Origin of the sequence: Xenorhabdus indica, assembly GCF_014467235.1 — a bacterium.
GTDB classification, from domain to species: domain Bacteria; phylum Pseudomonadota; class Gammaproteobacteria; order Enterobacterales; family Enterobacteriaceae; genus Xenorhabdus; species Xenorhabdus indica.
The window spans coordinates 15,419-32,489 of the sequence record NZ_NKHP01000001.1; the positions used below are offsets into that span (position 1 = coordinate 15,419).

Genomic DNA, 17,071 nt, shown 5'->3' on the forward strand with positions numbered 1-17,071 from the left:
AATATTTACCCATATAAAAGTCATTTTATCATATTAATGAATTATATTTTTTCTTGTTAAAATAAATATGATTAAATTCAATCTATTATGTGTTTTTCTCTGTCTTTTTATTTATTGAATCATATTATTTTTTATTTTATCTAAACTAAAAATAGTTTTTGAAAATCAGTAATCATGAACAAGATCACAAAAATAATAAAGGGTGTTTTTATAAAGATGAAAAATGTGTATTTTGAAAATAAATGTATTTTCCTGTTGTGTTCTTGCATGAAACTTGTTTTTTAATCATGGCTTATTTGTTCAGGCGGGAATGAATAGTTGATTTTCAGACTATTCATGCAATATTAATTGTTCTGTCTAAAGTGAATTAAAACCCTTTTGTTTGATACATATCAATGATTGAGAATATTAATTGAGGATCCTAATACTCATGCGATTTTAAAACTAATACCATCTTAAAAGCTATACCGTCTTAAAAACGATGCCGACTTAAAAATAAGTCCGATTTTAACACCAATACAGGATTTGAATGTTTTGGGGTAAGCACATGCAACAAAAATATGCTTTTGTCATCGCCGGTACAGGCAGCGGATGTGGTAAGACAACTGTTACGTTGGGCATCATGCGTGCTTTGATGAACCGTTCACTGCGGGTACAGCCATTCAAAATCGGGCCTGATTATCTGGATGGTGGTTGGCATCGCGCTGTGACAGGGATTGTTTCGCGTAATCTTGATGCTTTTATGCTGCCCGAACCCATTCTGAATGGTTTGTTTAGCCAGGCTATGGCCGATAAAGACGTTGCAGTTATTGAAGGGGTCATGGGGTTATACGATGGCTATGGCACAAACCCCAATTATTGCAGCAGTGCGGCGATGGCAAAACAACTTAACTGTCCGGTGATTTTATTGGTGGATGGTAAAGCGGTTTCTACCTCAATTGCCGCTACCGTGATGGGTTTTCAGCAATTCGACCCGACGGTCAATATTGTGGGAGTGCTGATCAACCGCGTCAATCGGGATAGCCATTTCCAGTTATTAAAACAGGCAATTGAAGGGTATTGCGGTATCCCTGTTTTGGGGCGGCTTCCTGTTATGCCAGAGATTACCCTTCCTTCCCGCCATCTTGGGCTGATCCCTGCACAAGAACAGGGCAAACAGTGTGATGACAAAAATCAGTACGAAGCGTGCTGGTCTCGTCTTGCTCAGCAGATTGAAAACTCGGTGGATTTGGATAAGTTGCTGGCACTAACCCGGCTATCTTCCTTACCAAAAGGAAGTATCGACTCTCTGGTCGAGCCCTTAATCGGGCAGGGTTTGACACTGGCTCTGGCAGAAGATGAAGCATTCAACTTCTATTATCCCGATAACTTGTTGTTATTGGAAAAAGCAGGTGTGACTATCAAACGTTTCAGCCCCCTGCATGATCATCAGTTACCTGAATGCCAGATGATCTATTTGGGTGGGGGATACCCTGAAATTTATGCCCGGACCTTATCTTCCAACGACGCCATACATAGCGCATTACGTCAGGCGCATCAAAAAGGCATTCCCATTTATGCAGAATGCGGTGGTTTGATGTATCTCGGTGATGCCCTGATTGATGCTGACGGTGTACGGCATAACATGGTGGGCTTGATTGCCGGTGAAAGCCGGATGGGCGATCACCTGAAACGCTTTGGTTACTGCGAAGCCTCTGCACTGCGTGATACGCCTTTAGTTGCGAAGGGAGAGACGCTGCGAGGGCATGAATTCCATTACTCGGATTTTATCACGTCTCAACCGCCTGTTTTTCAATGTGTTAAAGGGGCATCAAAAGAAACACAAAAAAGCTGGCAGGGCGGCTACCAGAACGGCAATACGCTGGCGGGCTATCTGCATATTCATTTTGCCCAACGCCCTGGTTTGCTCCATCGCTGGCTGATGATGGCACGGAGGCTGTTATGACAGTCTTATTGTGGTTTGCCGCTTTTCTTCTGGATATGAAATTGGGTGATCCTCCTCATTGGCCGCATCCCGTGCGTTGGATAGGGCAACTTATCAATCAGACTGAGCAACTTATCCGCCGGTTTTGTCGGTCAGAAACTGGCCTGAAATGGGGTGGCGTACTGTTATGGTTGTTAGTCGTGGGGAGTGTCTGGTTAGCGAGCTATTGGGGTTTGCAGTTGGCCTATGGCGTGACATTTTGGCTAGGGTGGTTAGCTGAAATTTGGCTGATTTATACCGTGTTGGCAGCACGTAGCCTGAGTGATGCCGCAAATGATGTTTATCAAGCTTTATGTCAGGAAAAACAGTGTCAGGAAAAACAGTATCAGGGGGATTTGAATGCCAGCCGTGAACAACTTGCAAAAATTGTCGGCCGGGACACTTCTCAATTGCAAACGCCACAAATCAGCCGTGCCACGATTGAAACTGTAGCAGAAAACAGTGTGGATGGTGTGATTGCACCCTTGTTCTTCTTAATGCTTGGCGGTGCTCCACTTGCTATGGCTTATAAAGCTATCAATACCCTTGATTCAATGGTGGGTTATAAAACACCGCGTTATCGGGCACTGGGAATGTTTTCAGCGCGTATGGATGATGTGGCGAACTGGCTGCCTGCACGTTTGGGCTGGTTACTGCTGGCGATGGCGGCGAAATGGCAGGGTTTAGATTTTCGGCAGGCACTGCATATCGGTTGGCGTGATCGTTATCAACACAGTAGCCCCAATAGTGGCTGGCCGGAAGCAACGGTGGCAGGGGCATTAGGCATCCGTCTTGGCGGGCCGAATGTTTACTTTAATCAGCTTGTCGAAAAGCCGTGGATTGGTGATGCAAGGCGCGAGGTCACTCCTGACGATATTCCACAGTCTGTTCAGATGATGAAGGTGGCATCAGTAATGGCACTCCTGTTGTTTGCGCTGCTGCATAGTTTGGCCAGTGTGACGGTATAAGGAGAGAGCAACATGAACAATTACATCCGACAACCCCAACAGATTGAACGAAATAGCTTTGACATCATCAGCCGGCTTATTGTCGAGTCGCGTCCTGATTATCACTTTGTCGATGCAGATCAAGAAGCTGTGATCAAACGAGTGATCCATACCACCGCTGATTTTGACTGGCTTGATATTCTCTATTTTTCTCCTGATGTTTTGCGCCTTATTCGCGACGGTATATTACGTGGCTGTACGTTATATACCGATACGACAATGGTGCTGTCTGGCATCAATAAAGCCCGGCTGGCACAGTACGGTAGTGAATGCCGTTGTTATGTCAGTGATCCCCGCACCATTCAAATGGCAAAAGCACAGCAAATTACCCGTTCAATGGCGGCAGTCGATCTGGCCCTGCAAGAACCGGGGGAGAAGATTTTTGTCTTTGGCAATGCCCCGACTGCGCTGTTTCGTTTGATGGAACATCCAGTGACCCCAATTGCTGTTGTTGGTGTGCCCGTTGGGTTTGTTGGCGCAGAGGAATCAAAAAATGCCCTTATCAATAGCGGATTAAATTGCCTTGCTGCAAAAGGCCGCAAGGGAGGCAGCAATATCGCCGCCGCTATTATCAACGCCATTCTGTACCGGATGCCGGAGGTAAGGCATGAATGAAGTCAGCGATAAATCGAACGATGATAAACCCGTCGATAACCTCGGAACGATTTGGCACAGAGGGAAACAGTATCGCAAGGGTTACACCACGGGCTCTTGTGCTACAGCCGCCGCACGCGTGGCGGCGTTAATGATTTTGCGTCAGCAGATTATTCATCAGATTTCGATTGTCACGCCTTCTGGTGTCACATTGGCTTTGAATGTCGAGCAGCCTTTGATTGAAGGACAGCAGGCGGTTGCCGCTATCCGCAAAGATGGTGGCGATGATGTGGATGCAACCCACGGTATGTTGATTTTTGCCCGTGTTTCCCTGAATGACAGTGGCGTGATCACGCTGGAGGGTGGTGAAGGTATTGGCAGGGTTACGCGGGTAGGCGTGGGTTTGCCTATTGGTTGGGCGGCTATCAATAAAACCCCACGCCATACCATTGAAGAAGGTGTACGGGAGGCGATCGGGCCGAACCGTGGGGCGGATATCGTCATCTTTGCCCCTGAAGGTGAAGAACGGGCAAAGCAAACCTATAACGACAGATTAGGTATTAAGGGCGGAATTTCGATTATCGGTACGACTGGCATAGTGATGCCGATGTCGGAAGAGAGTTGGAAACGTTCTCTGGCGCTGGAATTAGAGACTAAACGAGCCAGCGGGCTGGATCGCATTATTTTTGTGCCGGGAAATCACGGTGAGCGTTTTGTCAGCCAGCAGTTGGGTATTGATGCTAATTATGTCGTCACAATGAGCAATTTTGTCGGTTATATGTTGCAAGAAGCGGTACGTTTGGAGTTTCGCCATGTCATGCTGGTAGGGCATGTCGGCAAATTGATAAAAATCGCCGCTGGTATTTTCCATACCCACAGCCATATTGCAGATGGACGCATGGAAACGCTGATCGCTAATCTGGCCTTGATGGGAGCCCCTTTCGAACTGGTTCAGGCAGTAGACCAATGTGATACCACCGAAGCAGCGATTGAGTTGATTGCAGAGCAAGGTTGGCAGGCCGTGCATCAACAAATTGCCCGGAAAATCTGTGGTCGTATCGATCAAATGTTGCGTTTCGCCAAAGGCAGGCCACAGTGCGATGCCATTCTGTTCTCCTTTGATAATCAAGTGTTGGGCTGCAATCGGCCTGTAGACGAAATAGTGAAGGATTTTATGGAGGGTTGCTGATGATTACTGTTGTGGGTATTGGCCCAGGTGCCACTGCAAACCAAACGTTAGCTGCGTTAGAGGCTATCAGGCAGGCAGAAGTCTTGGTCGGAGGAAAACGCCATCTTGATGAATTTCCCTATTTTAATGGGGAAACCCGTCGTGTGAATGCTGATGTAGATGGATTAATGCAGTGGCTTGAACAGAATCAGCATCGGCAAATTGTTGTGCTGGCTTCGGGCGATCCGCTCTTTTATGGCATTGGCAAGCGAATTACCGAACATTTTTCTGGGTTACATATTTCTGGACTACATACTGGCGAGCAAAATGCGGGCAGACAAAATATCCGCATAATCTCTGGTATCAGCTCGATCCAATATTTGTGCGCCCAAATTTTGTTAGATATGAACGACATTTACCTCACCAGTAGCCACGGACGCAAACCGAATTTTGACTGGCTGCTTCAACACGAAAAAATCGCCATGGTAACGGATGACATTATTGGTCCCTACCAGATTGCGCAAGAAATTCTGGCGCGAGGACAGCAACGTCGCATGGTGATTGGTAAAAATTTATCCCATGAACATGAGCAAATTATTTGTCTGGCCGCAGGAGAAGTCGTGCAACGCGGCGAGATTAATTATGGACTGAATGTCGTGGTGATTTTAAATGGTGATCCTGATGAAAGATGAACTGTTTTTGCGCGGTCATCGCATCCCAATGACCAAAGAAGTCGTTAGAGTGCTGGCGTTAGAACGACTGGAGCTGGAAAAAGCCGGCCGTTTTATTGATGTTGGTGCGGGTACTGGCAGCGTCAGTATTGAAGCGGCATTGCGCTATCCCGCATTGGATATCCTCGCCATTGAACGCAAAGAAGAGGCCCTGTCACTCCTTGCTGAAAATATTCAGCATTTTGGCTGCCATAGGATCTGCATCCAGTCTGGAGTTGCCCCTGTGCCATTGGACAACATTGCGGATGCTATTTTCATTGGCGGAACGGGAGGACATCTGACTGAAATCATTGATTGGGCGTTACTGCACCTGAATTCCGGAGGACGTTTGGTAATGACTTTTATCCTGCTGGAAAACTTCACGCAAGCATTGTCGCATCTGAAATCTTGTCGGGTGACAGCGCTGGATGGGCGTGAAATTCAGGTGGGAGAACTGACGGCATTAGGGCAAGGACATTATTTCAAACCTAATAATCCCACTTATATGTTGTCCTGTCAGAAAGACTTTGCGCAAGCGCAAGAGGGATTGGCAAAAGGAGCAGGACAATGACTGAACATATGAATAGCGCCAGTTTTGATTCCGATAAAGTCTGGTTTGTTGGTGCAGGGCCGGGAGATAAGAGTCTGATTACACTGAAAGGTTATCAATTATTACGTCAGGCTCAAGTGGTGATTTATGCCGGTTCGCTGATTAATCGGGAATTACTGGAGTATTGCCGTGCAGATGCCGAATGCCATGACAGCGCGAAACTGACATTATCGGAAATCACGGCGTTAATGGTGAATGGCGTGAAAGCGGGAAAATTGGTGGTTCGCCTGCAAACGGGAGATTTGTCACTGTTTGGTTCCATCCGTGAACAGGCGGAAGAACTGGCAAATCATACTATTGGTTTTGTCTCTGTGCCCGGCGTGAGCTCATTTCTTGGCGCTGCTGCGCAATTGGGAGTGGAATACACCGTGCCCGAAGTCGCACAAAGTTTGATTATCACTCGGATGGAGGGCAGAACCCCGATGCCGCCACGGGAAACGCTGGAATCCTTCGCCGCTCATCAGACTTCAATGGCGATCTTCCTGTCGGTACAGAACATTACAAAGGTTGTTGCGCGCTTGATTCAGGGCGGATATGCGCAGGAAACCCCGGTTGCCGTGGTTTACAAAGCAACCTGGCCAGACTGTCAGATTGTGCGGGGGACATTGGAGACGATAGATGAACAGGTACGTAGCGCCGGCATTCGTAAAACGGCCTTGATTCTGGTAGGGGCTTTTCTTGGAGAAGAGTATCACTATTCGAAACTGTACGATGCGAGGTTCAGCCATGAATACCGTAGCGCCTGACACAATGCCTGACCTAATGACAAGGCCACTTAACTCTATGTCATCTGACAAAGAATATGCCTTGTTTTGCCTGACAGAAGGTGGCATCGCGTTAGCTCGTCGTCTGCAATCCCATTTAGCAATGGATTGTTTCACTTCCCCTGAACTGGTGAATGCAGATAGCAGATTTATCGCGTTTGAAGGCGGTTTTGCCAGTACAGTACGTAAAGTTTTCACTCAATATGACGCGTTGATCATGATTGGCGCGACGGGGATCGCCATTCGGGTTATCGCTCCCTTACTCAAGGATAAAATGACCGATCCGGCAGTTGTCGTGCTGGATGAGAAAGGCCAGTTTGCCATCAGCTTATTATCGGGACATATGGGAGGTGCGAATAAACTGGCACAACAGATTGCAGATATCCTTGACGGGCAGGCGGTGATTACCACTGCAACAGATGTCAATCAGGTCGCAGCACTGGATCTGTTATCGCAACAAATTGATGGAAAAATGGAGAATTTCCGTGCCAATGTCAAAGCCGTTAATCAAATGCTGGTCAATGGCAAGCGGGTAGGAATTTGGTGGCATCCCAATTTGCACGATGAAAAAAAACGCTATGACACACGCGGGTTCATTCCGGTTGACGCTCTGGAGGATCGGCCTGAGCTGGACGCTCTGGTCTACGTCAGTTATGAACGGACAAATCTGGCGCTGGCAATCCCCACTTTTAAATTAATTCCTCGTCGTATCGTTGCAGGAATCGGTTGCCGACGAGGAGTTGAAGCTGAACGGCTCACCGCATTATTGGAACGCCATCTGCTGGAACATAACCTTGAACCTTTGGCATTAAAAGCCGTCGGCAGTATCGAACTGAAAAAAAACGAACCTGCGCTCATCCAATTGGCCCAAGAGCGTCAGATTCCATTCCAAACCTTTTCTGTTAATCAGCTTGCCGAGTGTGAACAAACATTCCCGGTTTCTGAGTTTGTCCGCAAAACGGTAGGCATAGGCTGTGTCTCCCAACCTGTGGCCTGGTCAATGAGCCAGGGTCATCTGGTTGGCCATACCCTGCGTGAGCAGGGCGTCACCATCACATTAGGAGTATTGCATCTATGTTAACTGTCATTGGAATTGGTCCCGGCAGCGAAGCCATGATGACGCAGGAAGCAATTGCTGCATTGAAAGCGGCTGATATCGTGGTCGGTTACAAAACCTACACCCATTTGGTGAAGCCACTGGTAGGCGATAAAGAAATTATCAAAACTGGCATGTGTAAAGAGATTGAACGCTGTCAGACCGCCATTGAGCTGGCCGAACAGGGTAAAAACGTGGCGGTGGTTTGTAGCGGTGATGCGGGTATTTATGGCATGGCTGGTTTGATTCTGGAGTTGGTCAGCCAGCAAAAGCGCAATGTCGAAGTCAGGCTGGTAGCAGGAGTGACGGCAAGTACCGCTTGTGCTGCTTTGCTTGGTGCGCCGCTGATGCATGACTTTTGTCATATCAGCCTGAGCGATCTGCTGACACCGTGGGAATTGATCGAGAAACGGGTACGGGCGGCGGCAGAGGCTGATTTTGTGGTCTGTTTTTATAATCCGCGCAGCCGTGGACGGGAAGAACATCTGGCACGGGCATTTTCTTTGATGGCTCCGTGGAAATCGGCAGAAACCCCCGTGGGTGTGGTGAAAGCGGCGGGACGTAAACATGAAGATAAATGGCTGACAACTTTTGGTTCAATGGATTTTTCCCGTGTTGATATGCGCAGCCTGGTGATAGTGGGCAATCAGTCAACTTATATACGTGATGGGCTGATGATCACGCCGAGAGGGTACAAGTTATGAAACGGCCACTGATCCAAATTTTTGGCGGCACAAGTGATGCCCGCCAGATTTGCGTGATGATGGATACTGTCGGCATAGATTATTGCCTGTCGGTGGCGACACCCGCCGGGGCACAGCAGGCGACGGGGATTCATGGTGAAATTGTTACCGGCAGGATGGAAGCTGAGTCGATGGTTGAGTATCTGCAACAGCGCGGGATAAAAAGGGTCATTGATGCATCTCATCCTTACGCCGAACGGTTAAGTCAAAACATTGTTAGCGCCTGCCAAAAATTGGGACTCCCTCTTATTCGTTATATCCGTCCCAGTGATATTGATGCGGTTGCACATCCTCTCATCTACAAAGTGGCAACTATTGAGCAAGCCTGCAAAGTCGCGGTCAATCTGGGAACGCGTATTTTGCTGACAACGGGCAGTAAACAATTGGCTGATTATGTGACTCACCTGAAAGGAAAAACGGTATTGGCCCGTGTCTTGCCGACAGCAGACGTTTTGGCAATGTGTGAATCTTGTGGTTTATCGGTCGATCAGATCTTTGCCCTGAAAGGCCCATTCAGTGCCGATTTTAACCGCTCATTTTACCAATTTTGTCAGGCAGAAGTCGTGATAACCAAAGAATCTGGTGATCAGGGTGGTTTCATGGAGAAGGTGGAACCATGTCTTTCTCTCGGTCTGCCCTGCATTGTGCTCTGTCGTCCAAAGCAGCAATTTGAAGGTGAGGGGATCACGCAAGCCAATGGATTGGAAGAAATGGGGCAATTATTGGCGAATTTTCCCATGTAAGTAGCGCTATGTATCAATAGAGCTATGTATTAATAGACCTATGTGTCAATAAACCAATAAGGAAAAGCGAGATGAAAAAGGCATTATTGGTGATAAGTTTCGGAACCAGTTATCCCGAAACGTTGAAAAACAACATTGAAGCCTGTGAGCAACAGTTGGCATCAGTGTTTCCAGACAGGGATCTATTTCGGGCATTTACCTCTGGCATGATCATTCGAAAATTACGCCAGCGCGATAGCATTCATATTGATACTCCCCATGATGCACTGACCAGATTGCATCACGCAGGTTATAACGATGTTGCTGTTCAATGCCTGCATATCATTAATGGTGATGAGTATGAAAAAGTGCTGCGTGAAGTTGAAAAATTCCGCCCTCGTTTTAAGCGATTAGTCTTGGGCACGCCGTTACTCAGCCATTTTGATGACTACCTGCAATTGATGCAGGCATTGCGTCATCAGCTTCCTTTACTGGCAGAGAATGAATGTGTCGTCTTTATGGGGCACGGTACAGAACACCATGCTTTTTCTGCCTACGCCTGTCTTGATCACCTGATGAACCATTACCATTTTCCGGCACGGGTTGGCGCGGTTGAAAGCTATCCCGAACTTCCTTTGGTTATAAAAGGATTAAAAGAGCAAAGAATCCGTAAGGTTTATTTGATGCCATTGATGTTGGTGGCAGGCGATCATGCCATCAATGATATGGCTTCAGATGAAGAGGACTCCTGGAAATCACAGTTGGAGAAATCAGGAATAATCGCTGTTCCCCGGTTACAGGGATTGGGAGAAAACCCGATGATTCGGCAGATGTTTGTCGATCACCTTGCTGACGCACTGAGTGATCAGGAGAAAGCCTTATGAACGAACAAGTAAAAGATAAACAAGCAACAGCAGGAAAACTGTATGTTATGGGCGTTGGTCCCGGTGCCAGTGATCTGGTCACTGTACGGGCAGTACGTATTCTTTCTGAACTGGATGTGATTTATACCCCAACGGGAAAGAAAGGAGCCAAAAGTCTGGCTCACTCCATTATTGAAGAATACCTTTCGCCGAAAACCGAAGTTTTCACTTATCACTTTTTAATGAAAGCGGACATGGCAGCAAAAAAAGCGGTGTGGGATGAAGTCGCACAGGCTTTAAAAGAGGAAGTGGCGAATGGCAGAAAAGTCGGTTTTATCACGTTGGGTGATCCGATGCTGTTTAGTACATGGGTATTTCTGTTGCAGCGGCTGGTATCGGAACAAATGAACTCTCCTGCATGGACAGCACCACCGTGGCTGGAAATAGTACCGGGTATCAGCTCATTTTCTGCTATTGCCGCAGCCAGCATGATGCCTCTGGCAATGGAAGATCAAACATTAGCGGTTATTTCCTGTACCGCTTCTGAAACAGTTCTGGAGCAAGCATTGCTCAATCACGATTGCCTTGTCCTGATGAAAGTCTATTCACGTTTTCCCCTGATCCGTGATTTGTTACAACGTCACAACCTCTTGGAACATGCACTGATGATGGCTGATGCCACTTTGCCGACTGAACAATGTTGGCACGATCTCACCACATTGTCTCTCAGTGAAAAAGAATGCAGGCAAGAATTATCTTATTTTTCAACAATTTTGATTAATAAAAACTGGCAATTATCGAGGTGAGTTATGCAACAGAAACTGACGAGATTTTCGTTAATTGGCGTAATTATCGCACTGTTTTTGGTGATGGCACCGCAAGAAGTTTTCGCGATGCATGTCATGGAGGGTTTTTTACCTCCAATGTGGGCTGTGGCATGGTGGCTGGCTTTTCTGCCTTTTCTGGCGGCAGGGTTGGTAAGGTTACGTCACATTGTCCAAGAGGAGAGTAACCAGAAAGTTTTGCTGGCACTGTGTGGTGCCTTTATTTTTGTCCTTTCTGCCTTAAAAATTCCTTCTGTTACCGGAAGTTGTTCACATCCAACTGGTGTGGCATTAGCAGTGATTTTGTTCGGCCCTTCCGTTGTGGCAGTACTTGGCGCAATTGTGCTGCTGTTTCAGGCTTTATTACTGGCGCACGGTGGTATCACCACATTAGGCGCTAACGGGATGTCGATGGCGGTGATTGGTCCATTGGTAGGATATTTGATATGGCGTTTCTCCTGCAAAATGGGAGTGCGCAAAGATGTTGGCGTCTTTTTCTGTGCCTTTGTTGCCGATATTGTCACTTATGCCGTCACTTCCATTCAGTTAGGCGTCGCTTTCCCTGATCCACAACTGGGCATGGGAACGGCAATCCTTAAATTCATGGGCATTTTCTGTATGACTCAACTTCCTATCGCAGTGGCTGAAGGGTTACTGACCGTACTGATTTATGACCAACTCGTAAAAAGACAATTAATTCAGGCTCGTAGTTTCTAGATACCGTCAATGAGCAGGAGTGTGGAAAATGAAAAAAACATTGATATTACTGGCCCTTGTTGCTGCATTGTGCATTATCCCATTTTTTATTGAACATGGAGGAGAGTTCGGCGGGGCAGATGGTCAGGCAGAAGCCCAAATCATGGAAATAGCACCAGATTATACACCGTGGTTTAAATCCTTATACAAACCTGCCAGTGGCGAAATTGAAAGCCTGCTGTTTACCTTGCAGGGAAGTTTGGGTACAGCCGTGATTTTCTACATTTTTGGCTATTATCACCGTAAACGGAAAGAACATGATCGGAATAGATAAACTCAGCTACCAGAGTCGTTGGTGTGATAAAGATCCCAGGGCGAAATTCGCCCTGTATCTCCTGTTTATGACTTTGGCGATGGTACTTTCTCCGCGATGGCAAGCTCTATTGTTGATTGGTCTTGCCTTATTGACTTGCTATCTGCTGCGGATCAGTTTGCTGCGTTACCTGAAATGGCTGTTAATCCCCATCGGATTTCTGGTATTTGGCTTAGTTGCCATAGTGTTATCCGCAGGCACTCAGCCGGAAAGTTTGCTATGGGGATTCCGAGTCGGTCAATACTGGCTCGGTATTGATCCGCAAGGCATTCAGATAGCTAACCAAACTCTCTGGCGTAGCCTTGCTGCGTTATCTGCAACATTTTGGTTCATGATGAACATGCCCTTTGAACAGATGATCAAGTTACTTAAATTTTGCCGCGTTCCTCATCTGCTGATTGAACAAATCCTTCTGACGTGGCGTTTTATTTTTATCTTTTTAGAGGAAGCGGTAGCGATTCATCATGCGCAATCACTGCGGTTCGGTTATCGCTCTTTACGGACAAGTTACCGATCACTGGCAATGTTGATCAGCATGTTGTTTGCGCGGGTGATGAGTCGTTATCAGCAAATGAGTGTGGCATTGGAACTCAAGTTATATCAGGGTGATTTTCATTTATGAATGATGTACATGAATTGAAGGTATAAGAGGTTATAGGAACATAGGATGAAAGTTGGAAAACATGGATAGAAAAAACAGGAGGGGACAATATGTTAGAAACTCGGACACTGTATTTCAGTTATCAGGATGAACCCATATTGAAAGGTTTGACACTTGATTTTAATTGCCACCAAGTCACGGGAATTATCGGGGCGAATGGTTGTGGTAAGTCAACCTTACTAATGAATCTTTCCGGCATCTTGCGTCCACAAAAAGGGGCGGTCTGGTGGAATAATGCCCCTTTGGATTACAGCAAAAAAGGGTTGATGGACTTGCGCCAGCGGGTTGTCACCGTGTTTCAGGACCCTGACCAACAAATCTTTTATACCGATATCGAAAGCGATCTTGCTTTTAGTTTACGTAACCTGGGTATTAATGAAACTGAGATACAGCGCAGAATTGAAGATGCGCTGACACGAGTAGATGCGCATACTTTTCGCAATAAACCGATTCAATATTTGAGTTTTGGTCAGAAAAAACGCGTAGCCATTGCAGGGGCGCTGGTCATGGAGTTTGATTACTTGTTGCTGGATGAACCAACGGCGGGACTTGATCCCGCTGGTCGTCAGCAAATGTTAGATATTATCAATACGATTGCTGCTGAGGGAAAACGGATCATTATTTCCAGTCACGACATAGACTTAATCTACCAGATTTGTGATGGTTTATATGTGCTGGCAAATGGGGAGATGATCAGTTCCGGCAAGCCTGAGACAGTATTACTACAAAAAACACAGCTTGAACAAGCGGGTTTGGCACAACCGTGGCTGGTAAAAGTACACACTGAAGGCGGATTACCTCTGTGCAAAACAGAGCAAAAACTTTTCTCTATTACTGCAAATACTGCAAAGTAATACTGTCAAAGACCCATTACTCACGGAACAAACCACCGTAGAAGAGTCACCTTAGAATAAGGGAGAAAACAGAATGACATTATCGCTGATGGTTCAGGGAACAGCATCTGATGTAGGCAAAAGTGTGCTGGTAGCAGGATTTTGCCGGATATTTTCACAGGATGGTTATCGTTGTGCTCCCTTTAAATCCCAGAATATGGCGCTTAATTCCGGGATTACCGCAGATGGAAAAGAGATGGGACGAGCGCAGATATTTCAGGCGGAAGCAGCCGGGATTGCACCGGATGTGCGTATGAATCCTGTATTGCTGAAACCCACCAGCGATCGCAAGGCTCAGGTGATTTTTATGGGGAAAGTCATGTGCAGCATGAACGCGGTGGAATATCACGAGCATAAACCCCAATTGCTTCAGCAGATTTTGATGGCGTATAACGGGTTAGCAGCAGAAACGGATATCATCGTGTTAGAAGGCGCGGGTAGTCCGGCAGAGATCAATCTGCGTGATCGCGATATCGTCAATATGGGCATGGCCGAATTAGTGGATACCCCTGTCATTTTGGTGGCAGATATTGATCGCGGCGGTGTATTCGCATCCATCTACGGCACATTAGCTTTGCTTAAACCCGAAGAAAAAGCCCGCATTAAGGGTGTCATCATCAATAAATTTCGTGGTGATATCTCTTTGTTGCAATCAGGAATTGAGCAGATTGAAGCCTTAACACAAGTACCAATATTGGGGGTATTGCCGTGGCTGGAGCTTGATCTGGAAGATGAAGACAGCGTTGCTTTGCAGGTGGGTAAATATGACCAACAGAAGCGAAAGACAGCAGATTGTCTGGATATTGTTGTCATTCAATACCCTCATATTGCTAATTTCACCGATTTCAATGCTCTGGCGGCTCAACCGGATGTGTATTTACACTATGTCTCCGAGCCTTCTGAACTTCAGGACGCCGATCTCATTATTCTGCCCGGTAGCAAGAATACGTTAGGAGATTTGGCATGGTTGAAAACTCAGGGCTTTGAGCAGGCAATGATCACAGCGCGGCAGAAAAATGTGCCGATTATCGGGATCTGCGGTGGTTATCAAATGTTGGGTAAGCAGATTGTGGATAGAGTGGAATCCGGCTTAATTCAAATGGCAGGTTTAGGTTTATTGGATACTGAAACAGAATTTAGTAGCGAAAAACAGACCGCGCAGGTCAGGGGAGTCGTGTTACCTGTGTTATCAGGTATGCTGAAATTATGCAGCGAACAACCTATTGTGGGTTATGAGATCCATATGGGAACTACCCGGCTTGGTAAGCAGGCAATGCCTTTCGCCAAAATGCATTTACATAATGGTGAAGAAAAAACATGGTTTGACGGAGCTATTGCACAAGATGGTTTGGTAATGGGAAGTTACCTGCATGGTTTATTTGATCAAAACACGTTTACCCGACCGTTATTAAATCAACTGCGTATCAGAAAAGGTTACGCTCCACTGGAAAATATGGCTTTTAATTACCGCCAACACAAAGAAAAACAATTTAATATATTGGCTGCCAGTATGCGCGAGCATCTGGATATTGCGCGGATTTACCAGTTAATGCATGGACACAAATCCAGTGAAGTCATGCCATGATATTTGAAAGCAATAGACGTTGAAGGAAGTAAACGTTGACAGCACTAGACAAAATCAATAAGGAGAGAATAATCAGATGCGATTGTTTCTTGTTCGACATGGTCAGACACGAGCCAATATTGATAATGTCTTTTGTGGTAAAACTGATTTACCTTTGACTGAAATTGGGATACAGCAGGGACAGCAAGTCGCTGATGCACTGAAAAACATCACTTTTCACGCTATCCACTGTAGTGAAATGCAGAGGGCACAACAAACCGCCCAAATTATTACGCAATCAAATAGATCTGAATTAACCATACAAAGTGAGCACCGTCTTAATGAGTTAGACTTTGGGGCCTGGGAACTGCGCCATCACACTGATATTGCCAATGAAGAGCCACAGGCTTGGTTACATTGGTTGGCAGATTGGCAAAATGGTTGTCCAACCGAGGGAGAGCCATTCCGGCATTTTTCAGCGCGGGTAGAGGAATATACTGAAGATCTGCATTCTGCTATTTCTTGTTCTGATACTGCCCGGAAAAATCAACTCATAGTTGCCCATCAAGGGGTTTTAGGTTTGATGATAACCAAGTTACTCAAACTACCCGTCACTGCTATGTGGTCTTTTCCCTTCCAGCAAGGGGCTTACAGTGTCGTCAATAACTATGCAGGATTTGCCACTTTGCAAGCATTTAATGCCCGGACAGAATGTTGGCTGGATAAACATAACGCGACAAACATTGACTGAACTTGAGTGTTGTATAGAGACAAAACTGATTGATTGGTCGGATACAGGTATAATAGGTTAGTTATGGATTGCCTATTTTCCCGCGAGAGTATCGCCTTGAACAACCGACAAAACAGAGAGACGGATTGTGGCAAAGAAAGCAAAAAAGCCTCACCATGATGCGTTATTCAAACATTTTTTAACGCAGCCTGATACGGCCAAGGAATTTTTATCCCTGTATCTGCCCGAAGAGCTTCGCTCATTGTGCGATTTAACCACCCTGAAACTAGAGTCCGGCAGCTTTGTGGACCGTCAGTTACGTCAATTACACAGCGATGTGCTGTATTCAGTTGAGACAACACAGGGAGAAGGGTACATTTACTGTTTGATTGAACATCAGTCCACGCCTGACCCGTTGATGGCCTGGCGGTTAATGTATTATGCGATGTCAGCCATGGCGACCCATCTGAAAAAAGGCCATACAACACTGCCGTTGGTCATCCCTTTGCTGTTTTATCACGGTGAAATTCGACCATATCCTTACTCAAATCGATGGCTGGACTGCTTTGCGCTCCCGGAACAGGCGGCCCGTTTATACCATCAGTCATTTCCATTGGTGGATGTCAGTGTGCTCAGTGATGAAGAGATCCTGTCGCACAAAAGCATTGCATTGCTGGAACTGGTGCAAAAGCATATCCGCTGCCGGGATATGCTGGAATGGGTCCCCCATTTGGTGGCCCTGCTAAATGCGGGGTATAATAGCGACGAACAGCGTAATATTGTGTTAAGCTATATTTTACTGAATGGACATACGCTGAATCTTTCACAATTTGTCCATCAACTGATTGAACAATCCCCGGAGCATAAAACAATGTTGATGACCATTGCAGAAGAGCTTGAACAAAAAGGGCGCGAGCAGGGCAGGACAGAAGGCAGAGCGGAAGGCCGGGAGGAAGGCAAACTGGAAACAGCCCGCGCATTATTACGGCATGGTGTCAGCCTGGACATTATTGTCACCAGTACCGGACTGAGCCGGGATAAAATTGAAGCGTTAAAACATTAAATTAATCTCTTCTTTCACAACAAAATG

Annotated in this window: 19 protein-coding genes; all 19 read left to right on the plus strand. The window is 46.3% G+C overall.

Features of this window, described 5'->3' with window-relative positions; all coding sequences use genetic code 11:
* Window positions 1-547 precede the first annotated feature (547 nt).
* The 19 genes from Xind_RS00040 to Xind_RS00130 all read left to right on the plus strand — a co-directional run bounded on the left by Xind_RS00040 (window position 548) and on the right by Xind_RS00130 (window position 17,044).
* Window positions 548-1,945, plus strand: coding sequence for a cobyrinic acid a,c-diamide synthase CobB (locus Xind_RS00040; protein ID WP_187649197.1), 1,398 nt, complete (start codon window positions 548-550; stop codon window positions 1,943-1,945).
* Window positions 1,942-2,931, plus strand: a complete 990-nt coding sequence (gene cbiB / locus Xind_RS00045; protein WP_047683769.1) for an adenosylcobinamide-phosphate synthase CbiB — start codon at window positions 1,942-1,944, stop codon at window positions 2,929-2,931. The genes Xind_RS00040 and cbiB overlap by 4 nt, the downstream gene beginning before the upstream one ends.
* A gap of 12 nt (window positions 2,932-2,943) precedes the next feature.
* Window positions 2,944-3,585, plus strand: coding sequence for a cobalt-precorrin-8 methylmutase (locus Xind_RS00050; protein WP_047683767.1), 642 nt, complete (start codon window positions 2,944-2,946; stop codon window positions 3,583-3,585).
* Window positions 3,578-4,753: a cobalt-precorrin-5B (C(1))-methyltransferase CbiD gene (cbiD, locus tag Xind_RS00055; RefSeq protein ID WP_047683764.1), complete on the plus strand. Its 1,176-nt coding sequence runs from the start codon at window positions 3,578-3,580 to the stop codon at window positions 4,751-4,753. Before Xind_RS00050 ends, cbiD begins: the two co-directional genes overlap by 8 nt.
* Complete coding sequence (cbiE, locus tag Xind_RS00060; RefSeq protein ID WP_047683761.1) at window positions 4,753-5,424, plus strand: precorrin-6y C5,15-methyltransferase (decarboxylating) subunit CbiE; 672 nt, start codon at window positions 4,753-4,755, stop codon at window positions 5,422-5,424. Before cbiD ends, cbiE begins: the two co-directional genes overlap by 1 nt.
* Window positions 5,414-6,013: a decarboxylating cobalt-precorrin-6B (C(15))-methyltransferase gene (locus Xind_RS00065; RefSeq protein WP_052189647.1), complete on the plus strand. Its 600-nt coding sequence runs from the start codon at window positions 5,414-5,416 to the stop codon at window positions 6,011-6,013. Before cbiE ends, Xind_RS00065 begins: the two co-directional genes overlap by 11 nt.
* Window positions 6,010-6,798, plus strand: a complete 789-nt coding sequence (locus Xind_RS00070; protein WP_187649198.1) for a cobalt-precorrin-4 methyltransferase — start codon at window positions 6,010-6,012, stop codon at window positions 6,796-6,798. The genes Xind_RS00065 and Xind_RS00070 overlap by 4 nt, the downstream gene beginning before the upstream one ends.
* Complete coding sequence (cbiG, locus tag Xind_RS00075) at window positions 6,779-7,897, plus strand: cobalt-precorrin 5A hydrolase (protein ID WP_187649199.1); 1,119 nt, start codon at window positions 6,779-6,781, stop codon at window positions 7,895-7,897. The genes Xind_RS00070 and cbiG overlap by 20 nt, the downstream gene beginning before the upstream one ends.
* Window positions 7,891-8,616, plus strand: coding sequence for a precorrin-3B C(17)-methyltransferase (locus Xind_RS00080; RefSeq protein ID WP_047683756.1), 726 nt, complete (start codon window positions 7,891-7,893; stop codon window positions 8,614-8,616). Before cbiG ends, Xind_RS00080 begins: the two co-directional genes overlap by 7 nt.
* On the plus strand, window positions 8,613-9,398 hold the full coding sequence (locus Xind_RS00085; protein WP_187649200.1) for a cobalt-precorrin-6A reductase: 786 nt from the start codon (window positions 8,613-8,615) through the stop codon (window positions 9,396-9,398). Before Xind_RS00080 ends, Xind_RS00085 begins: the two co-directional genes overlap by 4 nt.
* A 71-nt stretch (window positions 9,399-9,469) precedes the next feature.
* Window positions 9,470-10,261, plus strand: coding sequence for a sirohydrochlorin cobaltochelatase (cbiK, locus tag Xind_RS00090; RefSeq protein ID WP_187649201.1), 792 nt, complete (start codon window positions 9,470-9,472; stop codon window positions 10,259-10,261).
* Entirely contained in the window at window positions 10,258-11,046 is a 789-nt protein-coding gene (locus Xind_RS00095; RefSeq protein WP_047683750.1) for a cobalt-factor II C(20)-methyltransferase, read from the plus strand. The genes cbiK and Xind_RS00095 overlap by 4 nt, the downstream gene beginning before the upstream one ends.
* 3 nt (window positions 11,047-11,049) lie before the next feature.
* Window positions 11,050-11,781 carry an energy-coupling factor ABC transporter permease gene (locus Xind_RS00100; protein ID WP_047683748.1) on the plus strand — a complete coding sequence of 244 codons (732 nt, stop codon included), beginning with the start codon at window positions 11,050-11,052 and terminating at the stop codon, window positions 11,779-11,781.
* A gap of 28 nt (window positions 11,782-11,809) precedes the next feature.
* The gene (locus tag Xind_RS00105) at window positions 11,810-12,094 is read left to right on the plus strand and encodes an energy-coupling factor ABC transporter substrate-binding protein (protein ID WP_038268444.1); all 285 of its coding nucleotides are present in this window, start codon (window positions 11,810-11,812) and stop codon (window positions 12,092-12,094) included.
* Window positions 12,078-12,755: an energy-coupling factor ABC transporter transmembrane protein gene (locus Xind_RS00110; RefSeq protein WP_047683745.1), complete on the plus strand. Its 678-nt coding sequence runs from the start codon at window positions 12,078-12,080 to the stop codon at window positions 12,753-12,755. Before Xind_RS00105 ends, Xind_RS00110 begins: the two co-directional genes overlap by 17 nt.
* Window positions 12,756-12,844: 89 nt before the next feature.
* Window positions 12,845-13,648 (plus strand): ATP-binding cassette domain-containing protein, encoded by an 804-nt coding sequence (locus Xind_RS00115; protein WP_187649202.1) that lies wholly within the window; start codon window positions 12,845-12,847, stop codon window positions 13,646-13,648.
* A 73-nt stretch (window positions 13,649-13,721) separates the two neighbouring features.
* Entirely contained in the window at window positions 13,722-15,272 is a 1,551-nt protein-coding gene (locus tag Xind_RS00120) for a cobyric acid synthase (protein ID WP_187649203.1), read from the plus strand.
* Between the two features lie 76 nt (window positions 15,273-15,348).
* Window positions 15,349-16,002, plus strand: a complete 654-nt coding sequence (locus Xind_RS00125; protein ID WP_047683734.1) for an adenosylcobalamin/alpha-ribazole phosphatase — start codon at window positions 15,349-15,351, stop codon at window positions 16,000-16,002.
* A 127-nt stretch (window positions 16,003-16,129) separates the two neighbouring features.
* A complete protein-coding gene (locus Xind_RS00130; protein WP_047683729.1) occupies window positions 16,130-17,044 on the plus strand; it encodes an Rpn family recombination-promoting nuclease/putative transposase in 915 nt (304 codons plus the stop codon).
* The last annotated feature ends 27 nt before the right edge of the window (window positions 17,045-17,071 follow it).